Raw genomic sequence first — 20,704 nt, forward strand, 5'->3', positions numbered from 1 at the left:
ATACATTTGGAAATAAATAGATGAAAAAAGTCACTATAAACAGCGTTGCCAGTCATGCAGGTGTTTCTAAAAAAACCGTATCGCGAGTACTCAATAATGAGCCTAATGTCAGTGCAGCTACACGCGAAAAAGTGTTAGCGGTATTTAAAGAGCTAGATTACACCCCAAACCCGATTGCTCGAGGACTTGCACAAAACCGTAGTTTTATTATTGGTTGCTTATACGACAATCCAAGTAAAAGTTATATCACGCGTGTGCAAACAGGCGCATTGGCTGCATGCCAAGAAAACAACTATAACTTGTTAATTCACCCTTGTGAGCTCAGAGGTGAGGCACTTATTAATAACATAGAGCAGCTATTACAGTCATCACGCCTCGATGGTTTAGTACTTACGCCACCATTTTGTGATTTTTCAGAACTGGTTGATTTTTTAAAGTCGAAAAAAATTCCTTATGCTCGAGTGGCTTCAGCTATTTTAGAAGATGACTCTATTTCTGTTACCAGTAATGACGAGCAGGGCGCATTTGAGATCACCGAACATTTAATAAACCTAGGGCATACCTCTATCGCGTTTATTAAAGGTCACCCAGATCACAGTGCTACACAGCAGCGTTTTAAAGGCTACAGACGCGCACTGGCAACCCATGGTATTGAATTTAACGAACGCTTAGTTGAAGAGGGTAACTTTAGTTACCATTCAGGGGTAGACAGTGCCCGTAGTATTTTAGATTTATCTCCACGTCCTACTGCTGTATTTGCATCGAATGATTACATGGCAGCCGCTGTACTTAAATTAGCCACTCAGCGCAACTTACGCGTTCCAGACGATATTTCTATTGCAGGCTTTGATAATGCGCCCATAGCGCGCCATATATGGCCAGGCCTAACGACCATAGCTCAACCTGTAGAAGAAATGACTAAACAAGCGGTTACCCAACTAATTACCCACATTATTGAGCCGCAAGAGTCGCCTTATAAAGTGATTTTAGAAGCAAAATTAATCACGCGTGAGTCTACCGCAGCCGTAAAATAACACCGCTTTTTCACAGTAGCCCGAGTATGAGTGACGCTTACTCGGGCTTTTTTTATCTGCATTTTAATCTTCATTATTTTCCACTGATATTTCATTAAAAATTCACGTTTATTTATTGTACATGTTAAAAAAAAGAACTATTTTTATTACTAAGGGTTGACACCGGTGTCATTGTCATGCGTTAATGACTGACACCGGTGTCAGGGTTGTTGTGAGAGGCTCCCTGGTAGCGTACCTTTGAACGGGTAAGTCAAAGATGCTCAGTACAGTTATTTTCGTGGAGTCTATAGTTGTTACTGAGCCTTTATCCTCTAACGAATAGAGATGAGTAAAATTATGTTGCACCCTCGAATTCAAGAAGTCACAGTACGCGTTATTGAGCGCAGTAAACAAACCCGTAAAGCCTATTTAGAGCGTATTTCGCACGCAAAAAAACAAACAAGAGTTCGTGCTGGATTAGGCTGTGGCAATATTGCTCATGTAATGGCTGCGTGTAGCAGCGATGACAAAGCGCGTTTAAAAGCAGACGAGGTGCCAAACCTTGCAATTATCAATTCATATAACGACATGTTATCTGCGCATGTGCCTTACAAAGAATACCCCGATTTAATTAAAAGCATTGCCACTAAATTTGACGCCACCGCGCAAGTTGCTGGCGGCGTACCTGCGATGTGTGATGGTGTGACCCAAGGGCGTGACGGCATGGAGCTATCGCTTTTTTCTCGTGACGTTATTGCTATGTCTACTGCGGTTTCGTTATCGCATGACGTGTTTGATGGTGTGTTTTGTTTAGGCGTATGTGACAAAATCGTCCCAGGTCTATTAATTGGTGCTTTATCATTTGGCCACCTACCTGTGTACTTTTTACCGGCAGGGCCAATGCAGTCAGGAATTCCAAACAAAGACAAAGCACGTGTTCGTCAGAAGTTTGCGCAAGGACTGGTATCTCGTGAAGAGCTACTAGAAGCTGAAAGTGCTTCTTACCATAGCGCCGGTACCTGTACATTTTATGGCACTGCAAATTCAAACCAAATGCTAATGGAAATTATGGGCTTACACCTTCCAGGTAGCTCGTTTATAAACCCATACACAGAACTGCGTGATGGCTTAACCGGTAATGCGGTTGAAACTATGCTTAAGCAGCTTACAGAAAACAAAGATGGCCCGTGTTTAGCGGATGTGATCAGCGAAAAAACTATAATTAACGGCTTAGTTGGGTTGTTATCAACAGGTGGCTCAACCAATCATGCAATCCATATTGTGGCGATTGCTAAAGCGGCCGGTATTCAAGTTACATGGAAAGACATGTCTGATTTATCAGCGGTTGTTCCACTACTGACGCGTATTTACCCAAATGGCTCAGCAGATGTTAATCACTTTCAAGCAGCCGGCGGAATGGGCTTCTTAATGCGTGAATTAGCAGGTGCTGGTTACCTTCATACAGACGTAACCACTATTTTAGGCGAAGGCCTTGCACCTTACATGTGTGAGCCACTACTCGATAAAGACGACAACCTAATTATGAGTGATGCGAACGGCCCAAGCAAAGTTAAGTGGGTAGCGTGTCCAGAAAACTCACATGATGAAGAAGTACTTCGCCCAGTAAGTAACCCATTTAGTAAGCAAGGTGGTTTACAGCTACTAACGGGTAACTTAGGTAAAGCGGTTATTAAAGTTTCTGCGGTTGCAGAGTCTCATCAAGTGGTGTCGGCACCGGCTAAAGTATTTAGCTCACAAGGTGAGTTACAAGATGCCTACAGCCGTGGCGAACTAAACCAAGATTTTATTGCTGTTCTTAAAGAGCAAGGGCCAAAAGCCAAAGGCATGCCTGAGCTTCATAAGCTCACACCGGTAATGGCAACATTACAAGATCAGGGCTATAAAGTGGCTATTGTTACCGACGGACGTATGTCGGGCGCATCAGGCAAAGTACCAGCGGCAATCCACTTAGCTCCTGAAGCGGTAGAAGGTGGCATTATAGCTAAAATCCATGAAGGCGATATTGTTACTTTAGATGCGCCTAATGGTATTTTAGAAGTGCATGTAAGTGATGAAGAGCTTGCTAAACGAGAGCCGCAAATTAGCCAAGCAAGCCAAACGTTTGGTACAGGTCGTGAATTATTTACTGGATTTAGAAATATCGTAAGCAGTGCCGATTTAGGTGCAAGTGCTTTTGGACTTGAATAATAATTAGCCATATTGGGTAATGAGGAACAAGTAATGAGTATTGAAAAAATCTTAGCATCGGCACCGGTAGTGCCAGTGGTGGTAATCGAAAAATTAGAAGATGCCGCACCACTTGCAAGAGCGTTATATAACGGTGGCCTAAAAGCACTTGAAATTACACTGCGTACACCCATTGCAGCTGAGGCTGTAAAACTAATGAAAGCGGAAGTGCCCGAAGCTTATGTTGGTACAGGTACTGTGGTGGATAAAGCAAGCTTTAACGCATCAGTAGAGGCGGGTGCTGACTTTATGGTAAGCCCTGGTGTTAGCGATGAGTTATTAGCGCTGGCAAAAGAGTCTTCTATTCCATTTTTACCCGGTGCAGCGACCCCAAGCGAAGTGATGAACTTAGCTGCTCATGGTTTTAAGTTCTTAAAGTTTTTTCCTGCAGAAGCTGCAGGCGGTGCTGCTATGCTTAAATCTATTGGCGGCCCATTACCTGATATTACTTTTTGTCCAACCGGTGGCATTAGTTTAGCAACCGCTCCTGATTACTTAGCACTTAACAATGTTATTTGTGTAGGTGGTACCTGGATGTTAGATAAGCAACTTATTGAAAATAAAGACTGGCAAGCTATTGAAACGCTTGCTCGCCAAGCATGTGAAGTTAATAGGAGTCAAAAATGATTAATGTAGCAATTAATGGCTACGGCCGAATTGGTCGTAATGTATTGCGTGCACTGTATGAATCAGCGCAAAATAATGAAATTAAAATTGTGGCTATTAACGATTTAGCCCCAGCCAATGTAAATGCTCATCTGACTCAGTTTGACTCAGTACATGGTCGTTTTTCACAGCAAGTAACACTTAAAGATAACACTATGCTAATTGGCGATGATGTGATCACGCTAACGCAAGAACGTGACCCTGCTAATTTACCGTGGAAAGCGTTAAACGTTGATATCGTACTTGAATGTACGGGGTTATTCACGTCACGCGAAGCAGCTAATAAGCATATTGAAGCCGGTGCTAAAAAAGTAGTGGTATCGGCACCTGGTACAGATATGGATGCAACGGTAGTTCATGGTGTAAATAGCGATGTAATTAATGCCGATAGCAACATCATCTCAAACGCGTCGTGTACAACTAACTGTTTAGCGCCAGTAGCCAAAGCAATAAACGATACGGTAGGGATTGAACAAGGTAGCATGACTACTATTCACGCTTATACCAACGATCAAAATTTATCTGACGTATACCACCCAGATTTATACCGCGCGCGCAGTGCGACTCAATCTATGATCCCAACTAAAACGGGTGCTGCAAAAGCGGTTGGATTAGTTCTGCCTGAACTTGCCGGTAAACTAGATGGTATGGCGGTACGTGTACCTACAATTAATGTGTCATTAGTTGATTTAACATTTATTGCTAAGCGTAACACAAGTATTGAAGAAATTAACCAAGTAGTTAAAGCAGCCTCAGAAGGGCCAATGAAAGGTATTTTAGAGTACAACGAGCTGCCGCTTGTTTCTATCGACTTTAACCATAACCCAGCCTCATCTATTTTTGATGCAACGCAAACACGTGCTGATGGTAAATTGGTTAAAGTAATGGCGTGGTACGACAACGAATGGGGTTTCTCAAACCGCATGTTAGATCAAGTTAAAGCGCTGGGTGCTTATTTATAATTTTTCCGTGTAGTTAAATTTTACTTTATCCAGCCAAGCCACGCACTGCGTGGCTTTTTTTGTGTTTTAGTTAGCCCAAAGTTTGCTAGAATATACGCACTAGAATAGGGACAGCATATTATATTAAGGGAAATAATGCTAAAACACGTCACTAAAAAAATATTTCGCACCAGTCACCTGCAAATTGGTGAGGGTAATATCAGCGGTTATATTGCTTGCTTTTTGGCAATATTAAGTTGCTTAGGAGTGCTTGCATTCCACTTTCCTGAATATTTAACGACTCCCGAATTACGCAAAAGCTATAGCGTCGAGTTTTTACGTCAGCTTATGTTTGTTGCCCTTATTATTTCAGGAAGTCTAGGCTTACTAAATTTTGTACGAAATACCAATAAGCGTTTGGGTGCGACTGCGTGGTTTTTTATCGTACTGGCAATTGGCTTTGGCGGTCCGAATGTTGAAGTGAATGACTTTGCAGATAACACCCCTTATATTGGCTTAGACTGGTTTATATTAGACTTATTAGGCTCAACCTTAATTTTTATTTTAATTGAAAAACTGCTTCCGCATCGAAAGGAGCAAAAAATACTGCGTAGTGAATGGCGCGGGGATTTAAACCATTTTTTTGTTAATCACTTAATAGTGGGTTTTGTATTACTGGTTACGAATCATTTTGTGCATTATGGTTTTGGTTGGGCGGTGTCGAGCACATTACAAGGTTACATAGCGCAAATGCCGTTTATACTGCAGCTATTTTTAATTATTTTGGTGGCTGATCTAATGCAGTATTGGACACATCGTGCGTATCACGAAGTCCCCTTTTTATGGCGATTTCATGGTGTGCACCACAGTGCCAAAGAAATGGATTGGCTCGCAGGCTCTCGTCAGCATATTTTAGAAATACTGGTTACCCGTAGTTTAGTGTTAACGCCTATATTTGTGCTGGGTTTTTCACAGCAAATTATTAGTTTGTACGTGATTATTGTAGGCTTTCAAGCGGTATTTAATCACGCCAACGTAAATGTAAAATTTGGGTGGTTAAAGTATTTTATGGTTACACCGCAGTTTCATCATTGGCATCACGCATCCGACAAAGCCGCAATTGATAGAAATTATGCAGCTCATTTTTCGTTTTTAGATTACTTGTTTGGGACTGCAGTAAAAGGGCAAGCAGAGTGGCCTAAAGAATATGGGGTTGTGGGTGATTACATGCCTGTAGGTATGCTAAAGCAACAAATTTACCCGTTTAAAAAACAAAAATAATGTTCAATTTTAGCTTGCGGCCATAATATTAATGGCCGCATAACCACTATAAAAAGTCAGCTAATGCGCTAAGTGTTGGCCGCTGTGTGATATTTTCGCTCATGCATTGCTGCGCAATATGTTTTAAGTGCATGACTTCAGCGCTTTGCTCTTGGCAGGTTGTGAGTAAATCCTCGATTAAACACCCTAAAGCACGCACTTCTATTAACTGCATTTGTTGACGTTGATAGTCACTGAGCATAGTAAGATCAGTTGCCGCGCCAAAATCTCCAAACAGCACACGCGCGTGCGGGTCAACCATGGTATTGTGCGCATATATATCACCATGGCTTATATTGTGCTGGTGCAAGTGGGCCACAGTGCTAACCATTTGCTGCGCTATGGCATAAATTACTTGGGTAGAGTAGTGGCAATCGCTTTCAAATGTATCTCGAGTACAGGTTTCAAGGCTCGGCGGTAAGCCAAGATTTGTAAAGCTTGAATCAATTAACTCCATCACTAAACCAAGCTGTTGCTGTTGTTCAATGTAAGCCAGTACTTTAATTAAGTTTGGATGCTCAAGCGCTTGCAAGCAGCAATTAACTTCATCCAGCGGATAACCATCGCTTGTAATAGTCCCTTTAAATAACTTAACAGCAACCGGCTCTTTATTTGTTGAATAAGCAAGATGGATAATTCCTGATGCGCCTTGGCCTATTACTTTACTGAGTGAGTAATCTGCCAGTGGTTTATTGGTTAAATTTGATTGGGTAAGGCACTGTGATTTATTAAAGCAATTACCTGCAAATGCAAGCCAAGTCAGCTTTGGTAGTTCAAATAGCCAATCATCAATTTGAGTTAACTGATTTGCAGAGAGCCTAATTAGTTCTAGGTTATGGCAGTTTGCCATGCTTATTGGTAGCTCACTGAGCTGATTACCTGCCAATGCCAGCTTTTTAAGCGCAGTGTATTGGCCAAATGTTGCAGGCAGCTTAGCTATTTTATTATCTGTAAGAATAAGCCATTCAATCGCTTTAGGTAGGCAGTGATCTGCAAATTCAGTGATGTGATTACCTTTAAATGCAACCATGATCAAAGCAGGGCACTTAGCGAGTATTTTAGGTATATGGTTAAACTGATTAAACGATAAAAACAGTCGTTTTAATTTTGTTAAGCAAGCAAATTCATCAGGTAAATCAGATAAATTATTATTAGATAAATCCAAGACTTCAAGGGTATCCGCGAGGGTAAAAATTTCCTCTGGAAAGTGGCTTAGCGCTTCAACTAATTGTAGGTGTTTTGCACCAAGTAATTGGCCGCTGCGAAGTTGTGAAAGGGTATTCAAAATTAATAATCCATTTTAAAATCAATAAAAAGGCCAACTAAGTTGGCCTTTAAATACGATTAAGCTTTAATGTTTAAAATTGTGCGTTGTGGTAAACATTTTGTACGTCGTCACAATCTTCAAGCATGGCTAAAAAGCGTTCCATCACTTCTACATCTTCGCCTTCAATAGGGGCTTCTACTTGGGGTACAAAGGCAATTAAGTCTTCGTCAAATTCTGTCACACCCATTTCTTCAAGTGCGGTACGCGTATTGTTGTATTCAGTGTGCGGTGCAAATACGGTCACTTTACCGTTTTCTACTTCTACATCGGTTACATCAACGTCAGCCATCATTAGCGCTTCAAGAACGGTTTCATCGTTGTCACCGTCAAATACAAAAATAGCAAGGTGATCAAATAAGTGTGATACCGAGTTTTGTGCGCCAATTTTAGCATTTGCTTTAGTAAAACACACACGTACATCAGCAAAGGTACGTTTGTTGTTGTCGGTTAAACAGTCAACAATAATCATGCAATTACCTGGGCCGTAACCTTCGTAGCGCGTAGCTGCATAGTCTTCACCGCCGCCGCCTTTAGCTTTATCAATGGCGCGTTCAATTACGTGAGCCGGTACTTGGTCTTTTTTAGCGCGTTCAATTAAACGACGCAGTGCTAGGTTACCGTCTGGGTCAATACCGCCGTTTTTAGCACAAATATAAATTTCTTTACCGTATTTTGAATAAACTTTAGTTTTAGCACCCGCAGTTTTAGCCATTGAATCTTTTTTGTTTTGGTAAGCTCTTCCCATCTGCGTTTCGCCTTAATATGTATAAATAATTGAAAAAATTTGCAAGCCCATATTCTAAAGGTAAATGCGGGGCAGGGCTAGTAAGTATTGAGATTGATTACTAAGTAACGGGGGGAACAGTTAATATGAATGGAAAATAAAACAACCCGCCGAAGCGGGTTGTTTAATACCTTACAATCGATGAACAGTTGTCAGGGGATTACCAAATACGAACACGTTCGTCTTCTGGTAAGTACAACTCATCACCTGGTTTTACATCAAATGCTTTATACCAAGCGTCGTGGTTACGAGGCGCTTGTGCTCTAAAGCGACCTGGCGCATGCGTACCGCCACGTAATTGGTTTAACATGCTTTGCTCAGTACGTTTTTCTTTCCATACTTGTGCCCACGCTAAGAAGAAACGCTGATCGCCGGTTACACCATCAATCACAGGGGCTTCTTTACCATTTAGGCTTAGTTTATAGGCATGATAAGCCATGGCTAAACCACCTACATCACCAATATTTTCACCTAAGCTATTACGGCCATTTACAAAGTTACCTGGAATTGGTTCGTATTTGCTGTACTGAGCCGCCAGTTTGTCGGCTTTAGCATCAAAAGCAGCACGATCTTCATCAGTCCACCAATTACGTTGTATGCCGTTAGCATCTGATTTTGAGCCTTGATCATCAAAACCATGACCCATTTCGTGGCCAATCACAGCACCAATACCACCGTAGTTTACCGCAGGATCTGCATTTGGATCGAAAAACGGTGGTTGTAATATAGCGGCAGGGAATACAATTTCGTTAAACGAACTATTGTAGTAAGCGTTAACACGTTGTGGTGTCATGCCCCAACGATTGCGGTCGGTTTTCTTAAGCTCTTTTTCTACGCTATCGGCTTGGAAAAACTCACGCATATTTTTTACATTAGCCATTAAATCATTTTTGCTAATGCTTAAGCCTTCATAAGATTGCCATTCGTCTGGGTAACCTATTTTTGGCACAAATGCCGCTAATTTTGCACGCGCATTTACTTTTGTTTCTGCGCCCATCCAATCTAGGTTATCAATACGCTCGCCAAGGGCTGTGCGTAAGTTTTCAACCAGCTCAGACATTTGCTGCTTCGATGACTCAGGGAAATAACGATCTACATAAATTTTACCAATCGCAAAGCCTAGTGAACTAGTGCCAGACATTTGGCTGATAGCACGTTTCCAGCGTGGACGAGGCTCTTGTTGACCATTTAACTCTTTACCAAAGAAAGCAAAGCTTGTGTTAAATATGTCTTCTGACAACAGCCCAGCGTTGCCATTAATTGCATGGTATGTTAGGTAGTCTTTCCATACGCTTATATCTTCGTTGTTGATTAAATCAATCATGGCCTTTACAGGTTCAGGCTGCGACACGTTTAGCTGCGGTACTTTGTAACCTGTTTGCGCAAAGTATAAATCCCAATTAAATCCAGGGTACTGGGTACTTAACTCGTCACGTTTTATTTGATTTAACGTTATGTCACGATTACGGCGTTTTTCACGTGGCCAATGACCTTCTGCAATTTTTGTTTCTAACGCTAAAATTGCTTGTGCACGTTCAGTGGTATTTTCAACACCAGCAAATTTAAGCATATCGGCAATATGTGCAACATACGCTTCACGGGTTTTTATAAAACGTTCTGCATCTTCAAGGTAGTAAGAGCGATCGGGTAAGCCTAAGCCACCTGCACCTAATGACATTTCGTATTTATTGGGATCTAAACGGTTAAACCACATACCACCACCAATTGGGGCGCTAACACCTGTGAGCCATGAATTACCAAATATTTTTGCTAAGTCATCAGTTGAGTCGACAGCGTTAATATCGTTAAGCAATGGTTTAATGGGAGTCACACCGAGCTTATTAAGCGTGTCGGTATCCATGTACGAATTATAAAAATCAGCAACTAGTTGCTCTTCTGCATTTAAATTTTCACGTGCTGCAATGTCTTCAATGATTTCTTTTACGCGTTCTTCACTGCGTTCAGCTAACGCAGAAAACGCACCATAGCGTGTTTTATCTGCTGGCATTTCATAGTTGTCGTACCATGAACCGCTGGCATACATAAAAAAGTCATCGCCTGGTTTTACAGCTTCATTGCGGGCAGTTAAATCAACCCCAAACGTGCCTAATTCAGCTTTCTCAGTTGCTTGTGGTTTTTCTGCAACGGCTGCGACTTGTTCAGTTTTTGTAGTTTGTGGCTCTGAACAGCCTGTAATAAATGTGGCAGCGAGCGCCGCTGCAATTAAACTCTTTTTCATTACTTTCCCCTATGAATTCACGTTATTTAATTCGTTATATTTTTGTTATAAAAATAGTCATTTGATTGTATTGATAACTTCACTGCAAATAAACCTTTTGAGGTGAATAACCGTACCGGTCGATAAGATGAATAAAATACTATCAAAATAGCAAAAAAACACTCAACTACTTCAATCCTTCTTGAGCGGCTTAGTTTATTGCGCCTTTGACTGCTTTTGCTGTAATGCCCACATACGGGCATATTCACCGTTTTGATCTAGTAGTTCTTGGTGTTTGCCTTGTTCAATAATTTCACCAGCTTTTAAAACAATAATTGAGTCTGCATCGGTTATGGTCGAAAGTCGGTGTGCAATAACAATACTGGTGTGATCATTTGCCACTTCACGCATTGCTTTTAAAATAGCTTGCTCTGCATGAGAGTCGAGCGCAGAGGTTGCTTCATCAAAGATTAAGATGGGTGATTGCTTTAAAATAGCACGGGCAATGGCAATCCTTTGTTTTTCACCCCCTGAGACTTTTAACCCACGCTCACCCACGAGGGTTTTGTCGCCTTTGTCTAGGCTATTTATAAAGTCGGTTAAGTGCGCCATGTTAATTGCTTTGTTTACTTCATCTTCACTGGCGCTAGGTCTGCCATAGTGAATATTTTCGCGTATGCTGGTATTAAATAACACAGTATCTTGCGGCACTATGGCAATAGCTTTACGCAAACTTGCCAAGGTGACTGTGTTTATGGCTTGATTATCAATTTTTATAGCGCCTGATGAAAGTTCATAAAAACGATATAACAAGCGGGCTAACGAGCTTTTACCTGCGCCACTAGCACCTACAATCGCTACCTTTGCACCAGGGTTTACATAAAAACTGACATTCTTAAGAATAGGGCGTTTACTATCGTAGCTAAAGCTGACATTTTCAAAGCTAATTGCCCCATTTTTGAGTGCTAATGGTTGCGCGGTTTCGCTATCTGCTACTTTGGGTGAGGTATTTAGTAATCCAAGCATGTTTTCAAGGTCGGTAAGGGCTCGGCGTATTTCACGGTACACAAATCCCAAAAAGTTAAGCGGTAAAAAGAGTTGAATCATATACGCATTGATCATCACCAGTTCACCAATCGTTAACTCGCCCGTGACGACCTCGCTTGCGCCAAGCCACATTAATGCGGTTATTGCGCAGGCAATGATGAGCGCTTGCCCTGAATTTAGCGCCAGTAACGAGAGTCTGTTTTTTAATCGTGCTTGTTCCCAGGTTGCTAAAAACGTATCGTAAGTTTTAGCTTCATACTCTTCGTTATTAAAGTATTTAACGGTTTCGTAATTTAATAAGCTGTCGATGGCGCGGGTGTTACTTTGGTTGTCGGCAGCGTTTGACTCGCGAATAAAGCGGTTTCGCCATTGGGTAACTGTCACGGTAAAAAAGATATAAATAGCCACAGCAAGAAGGGTGATCAACGCAAACCAAATAGAAAACAAGGTGCCAAAAATAATCGCCACGGTAATTATTTCAAACAACGTGGGCACAATATTAAACATTAAAAAGCGCATCAAAAAGCTTAAGCCACTGGTGCCGCGCTCTATGTCTCGACTTATACCGCCAGTTTGCCTGTCTAAATGAAAGGCTAAATCTAACGAATGCAAATGTTTAAATACTTTAAGGCCAATATCACGCATGGCATGCTCGGTGACTCGAGAAAATACAGCATCGCGTACTTCACCTAAAAACACGCTGGCAAATCGCAGTGCGCCGTACATAACGAGTAATAAGGTTGGGACGAGCAGTAGGGGGTTAATTGATTTATCAACCGCATCAATTATTTCTTTTAAAGCCCATGGCATAAGAAGTGTCGCGCCTTTAGCACCCACAAGCGCTAATATGGCAATAAGCACACGCCCTTTAAATTTAGTGATATAAGGCCAAAGAGTTTGAATGCTTTGTTTTAAATTCATGGCATCGGAGCGTTTTACTGAACTTTGTCTGGAGCGCATCGAGGATCTCAGTATTGTTTTTATATAAATGAAATAGCTTAATGTTGGCTATTGTATTTTAATTAGCTGCCCTTATATACTAGCTATCCTTTATTTTAGTTTTAAATGACAGATGTTTAAATTTCGCGTTTTTTTAGCTACATGCTTGTTTTTTGCCGCACTCTTTAGTGTGCAAAGTCATGCTATGGGCGTAAAACACGAATTAAACAGTAACCAAAGCAGTTATAGCCATGTTGTTAATGTCGAAAATTTAACTAACGCTCCCACACCTTTAAAATCGCTAGGTAATTTACAGCATAAAAACTCAAAGCATTCTGAGTTTGCTGCGCATCAACCTAGGTTAACAGCCAATAACTCATTTTTATTTTTACACAGTGCGCAGGGCGATCCTGAATACGATGTAGTGCATGAGTTTTTTGCCCTATATGGGTGTAGGCATATTTTTTTGCGACCGCAAGCTGTCACCATAAGTCAGCCTTGGTATACCTGGGTATTTAAAAGTAAAAAGTCGCGCTTGAGCGGCTGGAAAGATGCGAATTTATTATACACCGCTGTAACCACCTACCACGCTTAATGTTTCTTATTTAATTTAATTGGTTTTAACGCTTTGCGTTTTGACCTGCAGATTAATTGTACCTAATAGGTACGTTACTGGGCTATGCCGAGTAATAAGGAACAACGATGTTAAGTCTAAAAAAACAAAAAAAGCCATTTATGGCTAAATTTAAATTAAGCTATGTAGCCATGCTGATTGTATTGGTTTTACTAGCAATAAGCGCCTTACCTAATTTATACCCGAATAAATCGTGGTTGCATATCAGTGCCGCTCCTGAGGTTAAAACACAAGCAATACCAAGTACTGAAAACATAGTACGCTTTTTAAATAGCCAAGGGTTTGAGGTCAGCCAAGGGGTAGAAAACCAAGCAACAATTAATGTGCTTTTAAATACACCTACGCAAAGTGCCCAAGCTCAAGCGGCTATAAAATCGAATTACCCAAACACACAAGTTAAAATTGTAGAACATGCAACCAGCCCTATTTGGTTACAAGAGTTTGGTTTATCGCCCATAAAGCTGGGTCTTGATTTAAACGGCGGAGTATTGTTTGTACTTGATGTTGATTTAGATAAAGCCATTGATGAGCAATTACTTAGTGCTTACCAGCAAACGAAAGCCATTATTGTTAAACAAAAAGCCTATGGTGTTAAAGCAAAGCAAACTAACCAAGGCTTTGAAATAAGTGCATTAGAAAATGCAGCCGAAAAGCTAACCTCAGTTATTAACGACCTTGAAAGCCGCTTTGAAAATCTAACTATTACCACATCAACTCATGGCAACTTACAGGTCGTTAAAGTAAGTTATTCTGAGCAAGGGCGCAGCGCATTTGATAATCAAGTCATGAGCCAAACACTCACTACGCTTCGCTCACGCATTGAAGAGTTAGGAATTACCGAGGCGGTTACACAGCGCCAAGGTAAGCAGCGCATTCGCATTGAGCTACCCGGCGTACAAGACCCAGCCGAGGCAAAACGTATTATTGGTGCTACCGCGTCACTTGGATTTTATCAACTTAAAGAGATTGGCGGGCAAACATTTAATTTGCAATCGGGTGGGACTATTAAGCTCGACCCTGTGCCTATTTTTACTGGTGAGCATATTAATAATGCCAATATTGGCCGTGATGACTGGGGTAAACCTTTAGTACAACTGAGCCTAGATAGCCAAGGTGGCGATGCTATGTCGGCGTTTTCTAAGGCGAATATAGGCAAGCCGATGGCAACGCTCTATTCAGAGTATTCACAAAATGCTCAAGGTGAAGTGGTTAAAAAAAGCGAAGTCATTAATGTGGCGAATATAGCCCAGCATTTAAGCTCACGCTTTAGTATAACCAATATGCAAAGCCAGCAAGCGGCTGCCGATTTAGCGCTATTACTTCGTGCGGGGTCGCTTACTGCGCCAGTGACCATAGTACATGAACAAACTATTGGTCCAAGCCTTGGTCAAGACAACATTAACAATGGATTGGCGGCCTTAATGTTAGGCATGGGGTTAACGCTTGTCTTTATGGCGCTGTGGTATCGTCGTTTAGGGCTTATTGCAAATGTTGCGTTAGTTTTAAATTTAACGTCTTTAGTGGGGTTAATGTCATTATTACCTGGGGTGGTTTTAACACTTCCTGGTATTGCAGGTTTGGTACTAACCATAGGAATGGCGGTTGATACTAACGTGATTATATTTGAACGCATTAAAGAAGAGCGCCGCAAAGGACGCCCTCCATATCAAGCGATACAAGAGGGCTATAAACAAGCTGCGAATACGATTTTAGATGCCAATATAACCACGATGATCACCGCGATTATTTTATATGGCATAGGTTATGGCCCTGTAAAAGGCTTTGCTATAACGCTGGCGCTGGGACTTATCACATCGGTATTTACTGGTGTGTATGTATCGAAATATTTAAGCCAAAGCTTATATTTAAAGCTGGGTAAAAAAGCAGGAGTAAACGCGCATGCTTAATTCTTTTTTAAAATGTGAGGCAGGGTCTCGTATACGTTATACAGGCATGCTGATCAGCGCCATATTTGTGTTGCTGTCGGTATTCACCATTGCACAAAAAGGGCTAAACTTTGGCCTTGATTTTACGGGTGGATACTTAATAGAGTTTACCACCAGCCAAGGTGTTGAACTAAAACAGCTTGAGCAATTTATTGCAAAAAATCATCAGGGTGAATTTGAGCTAACAGCACAGGGCAATAATCATTTTCAACTAACACAAGGCCCCAATAATACAAGCAATAACGATGACTGGAAAACGGCTATAATCCAAAACCCAACTATAAATGCTGAGGTTTTATCATCGGCTTATATTGGCTCTCAAGTGGGTGATGAACTATTTGAACAAGGCTGCTTAGCATTATTTGCTGCTATGGTTGCGGTAATGATTTATTTAGCTGTTCGTTTTGAATGGCGTTTGGCATTAGGCTCTGTGGTGGCTTTATTTCATGACTTAGTGCTGGTTGTTGGCTTATTCTCATGGTTACAAATAGAGTTTAACCTAACTGTTTTAGCCAGTTTGTTGGCGATTATTGGCTATTCATTAAATGACTCAATAATAGTTGGAGATAGGGTGCGCGAGCTGTTGCGCATACCAACAAACATCACACTCAAACCAAGTAGTATTATCAACAGTGCAATTAAAAGCACCTTAACTCGTACGCTTATTACCTCCGGGACTACGCTCGCAACGGTGGCAAGTGTTTGGCTGTTAGCTGGGGCGCCGCTTCAGGGATTTGCGATTGCTCTGTTTGCAGGAATAGTCGTAGGCACGTTATCGTCCATTTGTATTGCTGCAACATTACCCGAGCTACTTGGGTTAAGTGCTAAAAACTACGATAAGCAAGTGGATCAGCAAACACAGGCATTAATGGATATGCCATAGGCTTAAATCAGCATTGTTGTTACACAGCAAAGGGATAGTGTTAGGTGTAGCAACAATGCTAATACCAACCTGCATAAATATTTGAATAATTTAACGAATTAAATTCCCCTATAACGTTGTTAAAATTTTTTTATTTAGAACAACTAGATGTCAAAAATTTTGCCTAGTTATAGAGTCATTTTCTTATCGTTAAAATAGGTCCCATATCAAAGTAGATTGGTATAAAATGGCAAAATTATTTTTACCGTATTTAGTGAATTTCCAAATGAATAAAGCCCATGTTATAGAGCACCTGCGTTTTGCCTTAGAAGAGCAGCTAAATACTGCGAAAATTGCAGCTAAAACAGCTCACGATACCGCGACTCACGAAGAAAGTATTGCAGAAACTCAATATGATACGCTCGGGCTTGAAGCCGCGTATTTAGCGCAAGGTCACGCTGATCGGGTGAATGAGTGTTATAAAGAAATACAACTATTTGAAGCCATCTACAACGACGCCGTTACAGGCACAATAGTAGTCAGTTCATTGGTGTGTTTAGCTGATGATGCAGGCACACAAAAATGGTTTTATTTAGGCCCAGCAGCTGGTGGATTAACCGTTGATATTAAAGGCACAACTATACAAGTACTTACCTCTGGTGCACCATTAGGCCAACAGTTATTAGGTAAACAAGTCGATGATGAAGTTAGTTTAACACTCGGTGATGTAAAACATAGTTACGATGTAGTTAAAGTGTTTTGAATGTAGTATTTATTTGTCTTTTACTCTGAGACGCAGCATCTCGTAGGCCTCTTTATTAAATAATTGCCTGAAACTGAACCCGCATTCGAATAATTTTAATCAACGCGCTTACGATGAAACATTAACTGTGTTACCTAATAAGCTAATATAATAAACTAGTTAAGGGGTGTTTATAGCTCGATGTTAGCCGGTTTCACTCAACACAACTAAGGCATTTATAGCGTGAACTTATAAGATTTACTTGAGTCTGATAATCATTAACGGATAAGCAGTTAAATAAAGGACATAAATTTAAGGGAATATTATGGAGATAGGGATTTTTACCGTCACAATTACGGGTGTTTTACTCACGGCTTTAATTATAAAGTACTTAACTTTTAGGCCTGAGCGTGTTTTTTCTGATATTGGAGAAAACGTTCTACTTTGCAAAAAACCTCACTGGTTCAATAATAATAAAAGTAGAATGCAGCTTATTCCTAAAGGGGCGATAATTAAAATACAGTTAGCGTCAAATACCGTTACTTTATTTTGTAAAAGTGGCAATGTTATTGATATACCAGTGCCAAACTCAAAGTTTACTGCCGATGTTTTGCAAAGCGCAAAAACACACTTTCACAAAGCAGAAGTAGTAATACTAGACAACTAACACACCAGTATGAGAACTGAGTTTAGATTTTCAATTTTTTAAAAGTCGCTTAAAATCAATTGGTTAAAGTAGATTTTAGTTTATTAATGTAATAAAGCGCCAAGTTTAAACAGGTTATGGCTGAATTTAATTTTTAATCTCAATGGGTTTAGGCTTTTTTAACAAATTTAGCCGTCACCATCATTTCACCTATGCCATCTACTTTACAGTCAAGCTCATGATCTTTTTTATCAAGTACACGTCTTACTAAGGCCTTGGTGCCAATTTTAATAACTTGTGAGCTACCTTTAATTTTTAAATCTTTAGCTACGGTTACTTTGTCGCCATCAGCAAGTAAAGTGCCGTTTGCGTCTTTCACTAAAATAGCGTCTTCGTCATTAATAACATTTGGGTTCCACTCATAGGCACATTCTGGACAAATAAGCAGCTGTTGGTCTTCGTAAACGTATTCACATTGGCATTTAGGACAAGCGGGAAGAGACATGATGATCACTTTTAGTATTAAATTTTGGCTATTTTAAAACACAAATTAGCAATAAAAAAGTTCATCAAAAATTTTTATCTTTACGCTAAAAATATCTCGTTTGTGCGCATCTAAAAAAGGGCATATAAATCACCTGTCGCTTAAGCAATTTAAGCGCTAACGTTTATAGTAGATATTCGTTAAAGCACCTATCGTATTAAGTGATTTGCTAAATGCTGCACTTAGTGCGATAGGTGTTTCTATTTGCTGTTTTATTCGCTGAGCTAACTGATTAGCAAGGCTGCTTTGTATATTTTGACTTAACTAGGAAAAGTCGTGTTTAAAACCTTAATAGTGGTTGATAACAATGAGCAAACGCTTGCTCTTTCATTTGAAAATGTCATTACATTTGACACCTATTTACGAGATTACCCCAAACGTAACGAACCTAAAACCCGCATTATTAATTTATGCGACTCAAGCCAATACTTGAGTAAGGGTTATTATTGTTCATTGCTTGCAGAAGCCCGCAAGCACCAAGTATTACCGAGTGTAAAAACAATTAACGCGCTTCGAAGCAATCAAGCGTCATTACAAAATATTGGCCATATTGATGGTGCTGTTTATTTTGGTCACGCGGGAAATGATCAACAAGCTAAAGCCGCTAAATCGGTATTTAAACAATACCCAGCGCCTATTTTATTTGTTGATGAGCAAGGCCTATTACAACAAGGATCATTAGCGTCCCTAAGCGAGCAGCAATATGCTGCGTTTATTGAAAAGCTAAATGAGTTTACCCAAACGCAATGGCGTATTGGTAAAGTAGAGCGCCGTTTTCGTTGGGATATGGCGATATTGGTTGATCATAACGAAAAAGTACCGCCAAGTGATAAAGATGCAATAGCCCGTTTTATAAAAGCAGCAGCGAAACATGGTATTAACGCAAAAGCACTAAGCTTTGAGGAAATAGACAATATTGCCCAATTTGATGCGTTGTTTATTCGCCAAACAACAGCGATTGATCACCCAACCTACCGCCTTGCAAGTAAAGCGCAAAGCTTAGGTTTAGTGGTGATTGATGATGCGGAGTCTATTTTACGATGCTGTAATAAAGTGTACTTACATGATGCATTTAATTATCAAAAAGTACCGAGCTTAAAAACCGTGGTTGTGGCAGATCAATCAAAAGACACAATTGAGCAACTAGAAGCGTCGTTTACTTATCCGCTGGTATTAAAAATGCCAGAAGGGTCGTTTTCAAAAGGCGTGTATAAAGTTGCTAATCGTGATGAATTAGAAGTTAAGCTTAGTGAGTTATTTGCTTTAAGTGCGCTAGTTCTGGCGCAAGAGTACATGTACACAGAATACGATTGGCGTGTAGGGGTACTTAATGGCCGTGCTATTTATGCGTGTCGTTATTTAATGGCGCGTAACCATTGGCAAATATATAACCATGACGCGAAACGGTTTTTCTCGGGTGGCTTTGAAACATTGCCTACGTTTGAATTACCTAAAGCTGTACTGGATGCTGCTTTAAAAGCATGTAAAACCGTGGGTAAGGGTTTATACGGTGTGGATGTAAAAGAGCATCAAGGCCGTGCGTATGTGTTGGAAGTAAACGATAACCCAAGTATTGATCACAAAGTAGAAGATGGTTACTTAGGTGATGAGTTATACATGATCATTATGGATGAGTTTAAACAGCGCCTTGAAGCACGAGGTCGCGGCTAATGCTTAACGCATTGTCTGATATGACGATTTTGGCAGGAGCGGGTATTAGTATTCGCCCTGCAAGCGCGAGTGATTTAAAAGCCTTAGTAGCGCTTGAAAATGCCTGCTTTAGTAACGATAAGCTTAGTGCGCGAAGTTTAAAGCGTTGGCTTAGTGCTAAACATGGGATTTTATTAGTCGCCGAGCATAATGCGCAATTATGTGGTTACGGTTTAGTGTGGTGCCACAAAGGCACGCGGTTAGCACGTTTGTATTCGTTAGCCGTATTACCGACGATGCAGGGCAAAGGAATTGCTAAAACGCTGCTTAAAGCCCTTGAAAAAGCCACTAGTGAGCGTGGGCGTATTTATTTGCGTTTAGAAGTGGCAGTAAATAACGACAGCGCCATAGGGCTTTATAAAAGTGTAGGGTATCGTGTTTTTGGTCAGTACAGTGATTATTACGATGATCACAGTGATGCCTTGCGCATGCAAAAAAACATCCGTCAAACCAGCGAGTTGCAAGTTGAGCGTTTAACGCCATGGTATCAGCAAACTACCGAGTTTACCTGCGGGCCTGCGGCATTATTAATGGCAATGGGCTCGCTTGATAACAGCACAGAGCTGAGTCAGTCACATGAACTTGCCTTATGGCGTGAAGGCACCACTATTTTTATGACCTCGGGGCATGGTGGTTGTCATCCGTTTGGCTTGGCATTGGCTGCAAATAAACGGGGATTTAAAAGTGAGGTCATTGTTAATACCTCAGAGCCATTATTTTTAGATGGGGTACGCAGTGATAATAAAAAAACGGTGCTGGCGACAGTACATCAGCAATTTGTTGAAGGCATAGCCTCGGCTAATATTTCTGTTACCTACAAAGATGTTGAACTAACTGATATAGAAACCTGGTTAAACCAAGGTTTTAGTGTGTTGCTGTTAATAAGTACTTATCGGTTTGATGGAAAAAAATCACCGCATTGGGTATGTGTTACTCATTTAGATGCGCACTGTGTGTACGTACATGACCCGTTTTGCGAACCAGGTAACGACAACCAATTAGCGATTGACTGTCAATATGTGCCAATTGCACGCAGCGATTTTAGTAAAATGTCTGCTTTTGGTAGTCAAAGGCTTAGAACGGCAGTTGCTATTGGTAAAAAATAATAGATAGGATTT

Annotated in this window: 17 protein-coding genes; 12 read left to right on the forward strand and 5 right to left on the reverse strand. The window is 40.7% G+C overall.

What is annotated here, in order from left to right:
* Positions 1 to 20 precede the first annotated feature (20 nt).
* The 5 genes from BG00_RS11155 (at position 21) to BG00_RS11175 (ending at position 6,148) form a co-directional block, all read left to right on the forward strand.
* Positions 21 to 1,034 (forward strand): LacI family DNA-binding transcriptional regulator, encoded by a 1,014-nt coding sequence (locus BG00_RS11155; protein WP_036982647.1) that lies wholly within the window; start codon positions 21 to 23, stop codon positions 1,032 to 1,034.
* A gap of 336 nt (positions 1,035 to 1,370) precedes the next feature.
* Positions 1,371 to 3,221 carry a phosphogluconate dehydratase gene (gene edd, locus BG00_RS11160; RefSeq protein WP_036983445.1) on the forward strand — a complete coding sequence of 617 codons (1,851 nt, stop codon included), beginning with the start codon at positions 1,371 to 1,373 and terminating at the stop codon, positions 3,219 to 3,221.
* A gap of 33 nt (positions 3,222 to 3,254) precedes the next feature.
* Positions 3,255 to 3,887, forward strand: coding sequence for a bifunctional 4-hydroxy-2-oxoglutarate aldolase/2-dehydro-3-deoxy-phosphogluconate aldolase (eda, locus tag BG00_RS11165; protein ID WP_036982648.1), 633 nt, complete (start codon positions 3,255 to 3,257; stop codon positions 3,885 to 3,887).
* Positions 3,884 to 4,888, forward strand: a complete 1,005-nt coding sequence (gene gap / locus BG00_RS11170; RefSeq protein WP_036982650.1) for a type I glyceraldehyde-3-phosphate dehydrogenase — start codon at positions 3,884 to 3,886, stop codon at positions 4,886 to 4,888. The genes eda and gap overlap by 4 nt, the downstream gene beginning before the upstream one ends.
* A gap of 135 nt (positions 4,889 to 5,023) precedes the next feature.
* The gene (locus tag BG00_RS11175) at positions 5,024 to 6,148 is read left to right on the forward strand and encodes a sterol desaturase family protein (RefSeq protein ID WP_036982652.1); all 1,125 of its coding nucleotides are present in this window, start codon (positions 5,024 to 5,026) and stop codon (positions 6,146 to 6,148) included.
* A gap of 46 nt (positions 6,149 to 6,194) precedes the next feature.
* Here the strand turns inward: BG00_RS11175 and BG00_RS11180 are convergent, their stop codons facing one another.
* The 4 genes from BG00_RS11180 to BG00_RS11195 form a co-directional block, all read right to left on the reverse strand.
* Positions 6,195 to 7,472: a protein kinase gene (locus BG00_RS11180; protein WP_036982654.1), complete on the reverse strand. Its 1,278-nt coding sequence runs from the start codon at positions 7,470 to 7,472 to the stop codon at positions 6,195 to 6,197.
* A gap of 73 nt (positions 7,473 to 7,545) precedes the next feature.
* Positions 7,546 to 8,259: a YebC/PmpR family DNA-binding transcriptional regulator gene (locus BG00_RS11185; protein WP_036982657.1), complete on the reverse strand. Its 714-nt coding sequence runs from the start codon at positions 8,257 to 8,259 to the stop codon at positions 7,546 to 7,548.
* A gap of 199 nt (positions 8,260 to 8,458) precedes the next feature.
* Positions 8,459 to 10,537: a M13 family metallopeptidase gene (locus BG00_RS11190; RefSeq protein ID WP_036982659.1), complete on the reverse strand. Its 2,079-nt coding sequence runs from the start codon at positions 10,535 to 10,537 to the stop codon at positions 8,459 to 8,461.
* Between the two features lie 195 nt (positions 10,538 to 10,732).
* Positions 10,733 to 12,523 carry an ABCB family ABC transporter ATP-binding protein/permease gene (locus BG00_RS11195; protein ID WP_190276268.1) on the reverse strand — a complete coding sequence of 597 codons (1,791 nt, stop codon included), beginning with the start codon at positions 12,521 to 12,523 and terminating at the stop codon, positions 10,733 to 10,735.
* Between the two features lie 112 nt (positions 12,524 to 12,635).
* Here BG00_RS11195 and BG00_RS11200 point away from each other — a divergent pair, with 112 nt between their 5' ends.
* From BG00_RS11200 to BG00_RS18125, 5 genes are all read left to right on the forward strand, one after another.
* Entirely contained in the window at positions 12,636 to 13,097 is a 462-nt protein-coding gene (locus BG00_RS11200) for a hypothetical protein (protein ID WP_036982660.1), read from the forward strand.
* A 107-nt stretch (positions 13,098 to 13,204) separates the two neighbouring features.
* Positions 13,205 to 15,043 (forward strand): protein translocase subunit SecD, encoded by a 1,839-nt coding sequence (secD, locus tag BG00_RS11205; RefSeq protein WP_036982662.1) that lies wholly within the window; start codon positions 13,205 to 13,207, stop codon positions 15,041 to 15,043.
* Complete coding sequence (gene secF / locus BG00_RS11210; protein ID WP_036982663.1) at positions 15,036 to 15,965, forward strand: protein translocase subunit SecF; 930 nt, start codon at positions 15,036 to 15,038, stop codon at positions 15,963 to 15,965. Before secD ends, secF begins: the two co-directional genes overlap by 8 nt.
* Before the next feature lie 265 nt (positions 15,966 to 16,230).
* Positions 16,231 to 16,707, forward strand: a complete 477-nt coding sequence (locus BG00_RS11215) for a GreA/GreB family elongation factor (RefSeq protein WP_036983447.1) — start codon at positions 16,231 to 16,233, stop codon at positions 16,705 to 16,707.
* Between the two features lie 304 nt (positions 16,708 to 17,011).
* On the forward strand, positions 17,012 to 17,353 hold the full coding sequence (locus BG00_RS18125; RefSeq protein WP_231485830.1) for a hypothetical protein: 342 nt from the start codon (positions 17,012 to 17,014) through the stop codon (positions 17,351 to 17,353).
* A gap of 148 nt (positions 17,354 to 17,501) precedes the next feature.
* On the opposite strand, the gene BG00_RS11225 is transcribed toward BG00_RS18125, so the two are convergent.
* Entirely contained in the window at positions 17,502 to 17,837 is a 336-nt protein-coding gene (locus tag BG00_RS11225; RefSeq protein WP_036982665.1) for a zinc ribbon domain-containing protein YjdM, read from the reverse strand.
* A gap of 315 nt (positions 17,838 to 18,152) precedes the next feature.
* On the opposite strand from BG00_RS11225, the gene BG00_RS11230 reads away from it, so the two are divergent.
* Positions 18,153 to 19,547, forward strand: a complete 1,395-nt coding sequence (locus BG00_RS11230) for a RimK family protein (protein WP_036982666.1) — start codon at positions 18,153 to 18,155, stop codon at positions 19,545 to 19,547.
* On the forward strand, positions 19,547 to 20,692 hold the full coding sequence (locus BG00_RS11235) for a GNAT family N-acetyltransferase/peptidase C39 family protein (protein WP_036982668.1): 1,146 nt from the start codon (positions 19,547 to 19,549) through the stop codon (positions 20,690 to 20,692). The genes BG00_RS11230 and BG00_RS11235 overlap by 1 nt, the downstream gene beginning before the upstream one ends.
* Positions 20,693 to 20,704 lie beyond the last annotated feature (12 nt).

Source organism: Pseudoalteromonas sp. SCSIO_11900 (genome assembly GCF_000576475.1).
GTDB classification, from domain to species: Bacteria; Pseudomonadota; Gammaproteobacteria; order Enterobacterales; family Alteromonadaceae; genus Pseudoalteromonas; species Pseudoalteromonas tetraodonis.

What these genes read in the sequence shown, in the direction of transcription:
- BG00_RS11155 (WP_036982647.1), top strand. Translation starts at nt 21, where the DNA reads ATGAAAAAAGTCACTATAAACAGCGTTGCCAGTCATGCAGGTGTTTCT.
- BG00_RS11200 (WP_036982660.1), top strand. Translation starts at nt 12,636, where the DNA reads ATGTTTAAATTTCGCGTTTTTTTAGCTACATGCTTGTTTTTTGCCGCA.
- BG00_RS18125 (WP_231485830.1), top strand. Translation starts at nt 17,012, where the DNA reads ATGGAGATAGGGATTTTTACCGTCACAATTACGGGTGTTTTACTCACG.
- BG00_RS11185 (WP_036982657.1), bottom strand. Translation starts at nt 8,259, where the DNA reads ATGGGAAGAGCTTACCAAAACAAAAAAGATTCAATGGCTAAAACTGCG.
- BG00_RS11175 (WP_036982652.1), top strand. Translation starts at nt 5,024, where the DNA reads ATGCTAAAACACGTCACTAAAAAAATATTTCGCACCAGTCACCTGCAA.
- edd (WP_036983445.1), top strand. Translation starts at nt 1,371, where the DNA reads ATGTTGCACCCTCGAATTCAAGAAGTCACAGTACGCGTTATTGAGCGC.
- BG00_RS11235 (WP_036982668.1), top strand. Translation starts at nt 19,547, where the DNA reads ATGCTTAACGCATTGTCTGATATGACGATTTTGGCAGGAGCGGGTATT.
- secF (WP_036982663.1), top strand. Translation starts at nt 15,036, where the DNA reads ATGCTTAATTCTTTTTTAAAATGTGAGGCAGGGTCTCGTATACGTTAT.
- BG00_RS11215 (WP_036983447.1), top strand. Translation starts at nt 16,231, where the DNA reads ATGAATAAAGCCCATGTTATAGAGCACCTGCGTTTTGCCTTAGAAGAG.
- BG00_RS11195 (WP_190276268.1), bottom strand. Translation starts at nt 12,523, where the DNA reads ATGCGCTCCAGACAAAGTTCAGTAAAACGCTCCGATGCCATGAATTTA.
- secD (WP_036982662.1), top strand. Translation starts at nt 13,205, where the DNA reads ATGTTAAGTCTAAAAAAACAAAAAAAGCCATTTATGGCTAAATTTAAA.
- BG00_RS11225 (WP_036982665.1), bottom strand. Translation starts at nt 17,837, where the DNA reads ATGTCTCTTCCCGCTTGTCCTAAATGCCAATGTGAATACGTTTACGAA.
- gap (WP_036982650.1), top strand. Translation starts at nt 3,884, where the DNA reads ATGATTAATGTAGCAATTAATGGCTACGGCCGAATTGGTCGTAATGTA.
- BG00_RS11190 (WP_036982659.1), bottom strand. Translation starts at nt 10,537, where the DNA reads ATGAAAAAGAGTTTAATTGCAGCGGCGCTCGCTGCCACATTTATTACA.
- eda (WP_036982648.1), top strand. Translation starts at nt 3,255, where the DNA reads ATGAGTATTGAAAAAATCTTAGCATCGGCACCGGTAGTGCCAGTGGTG.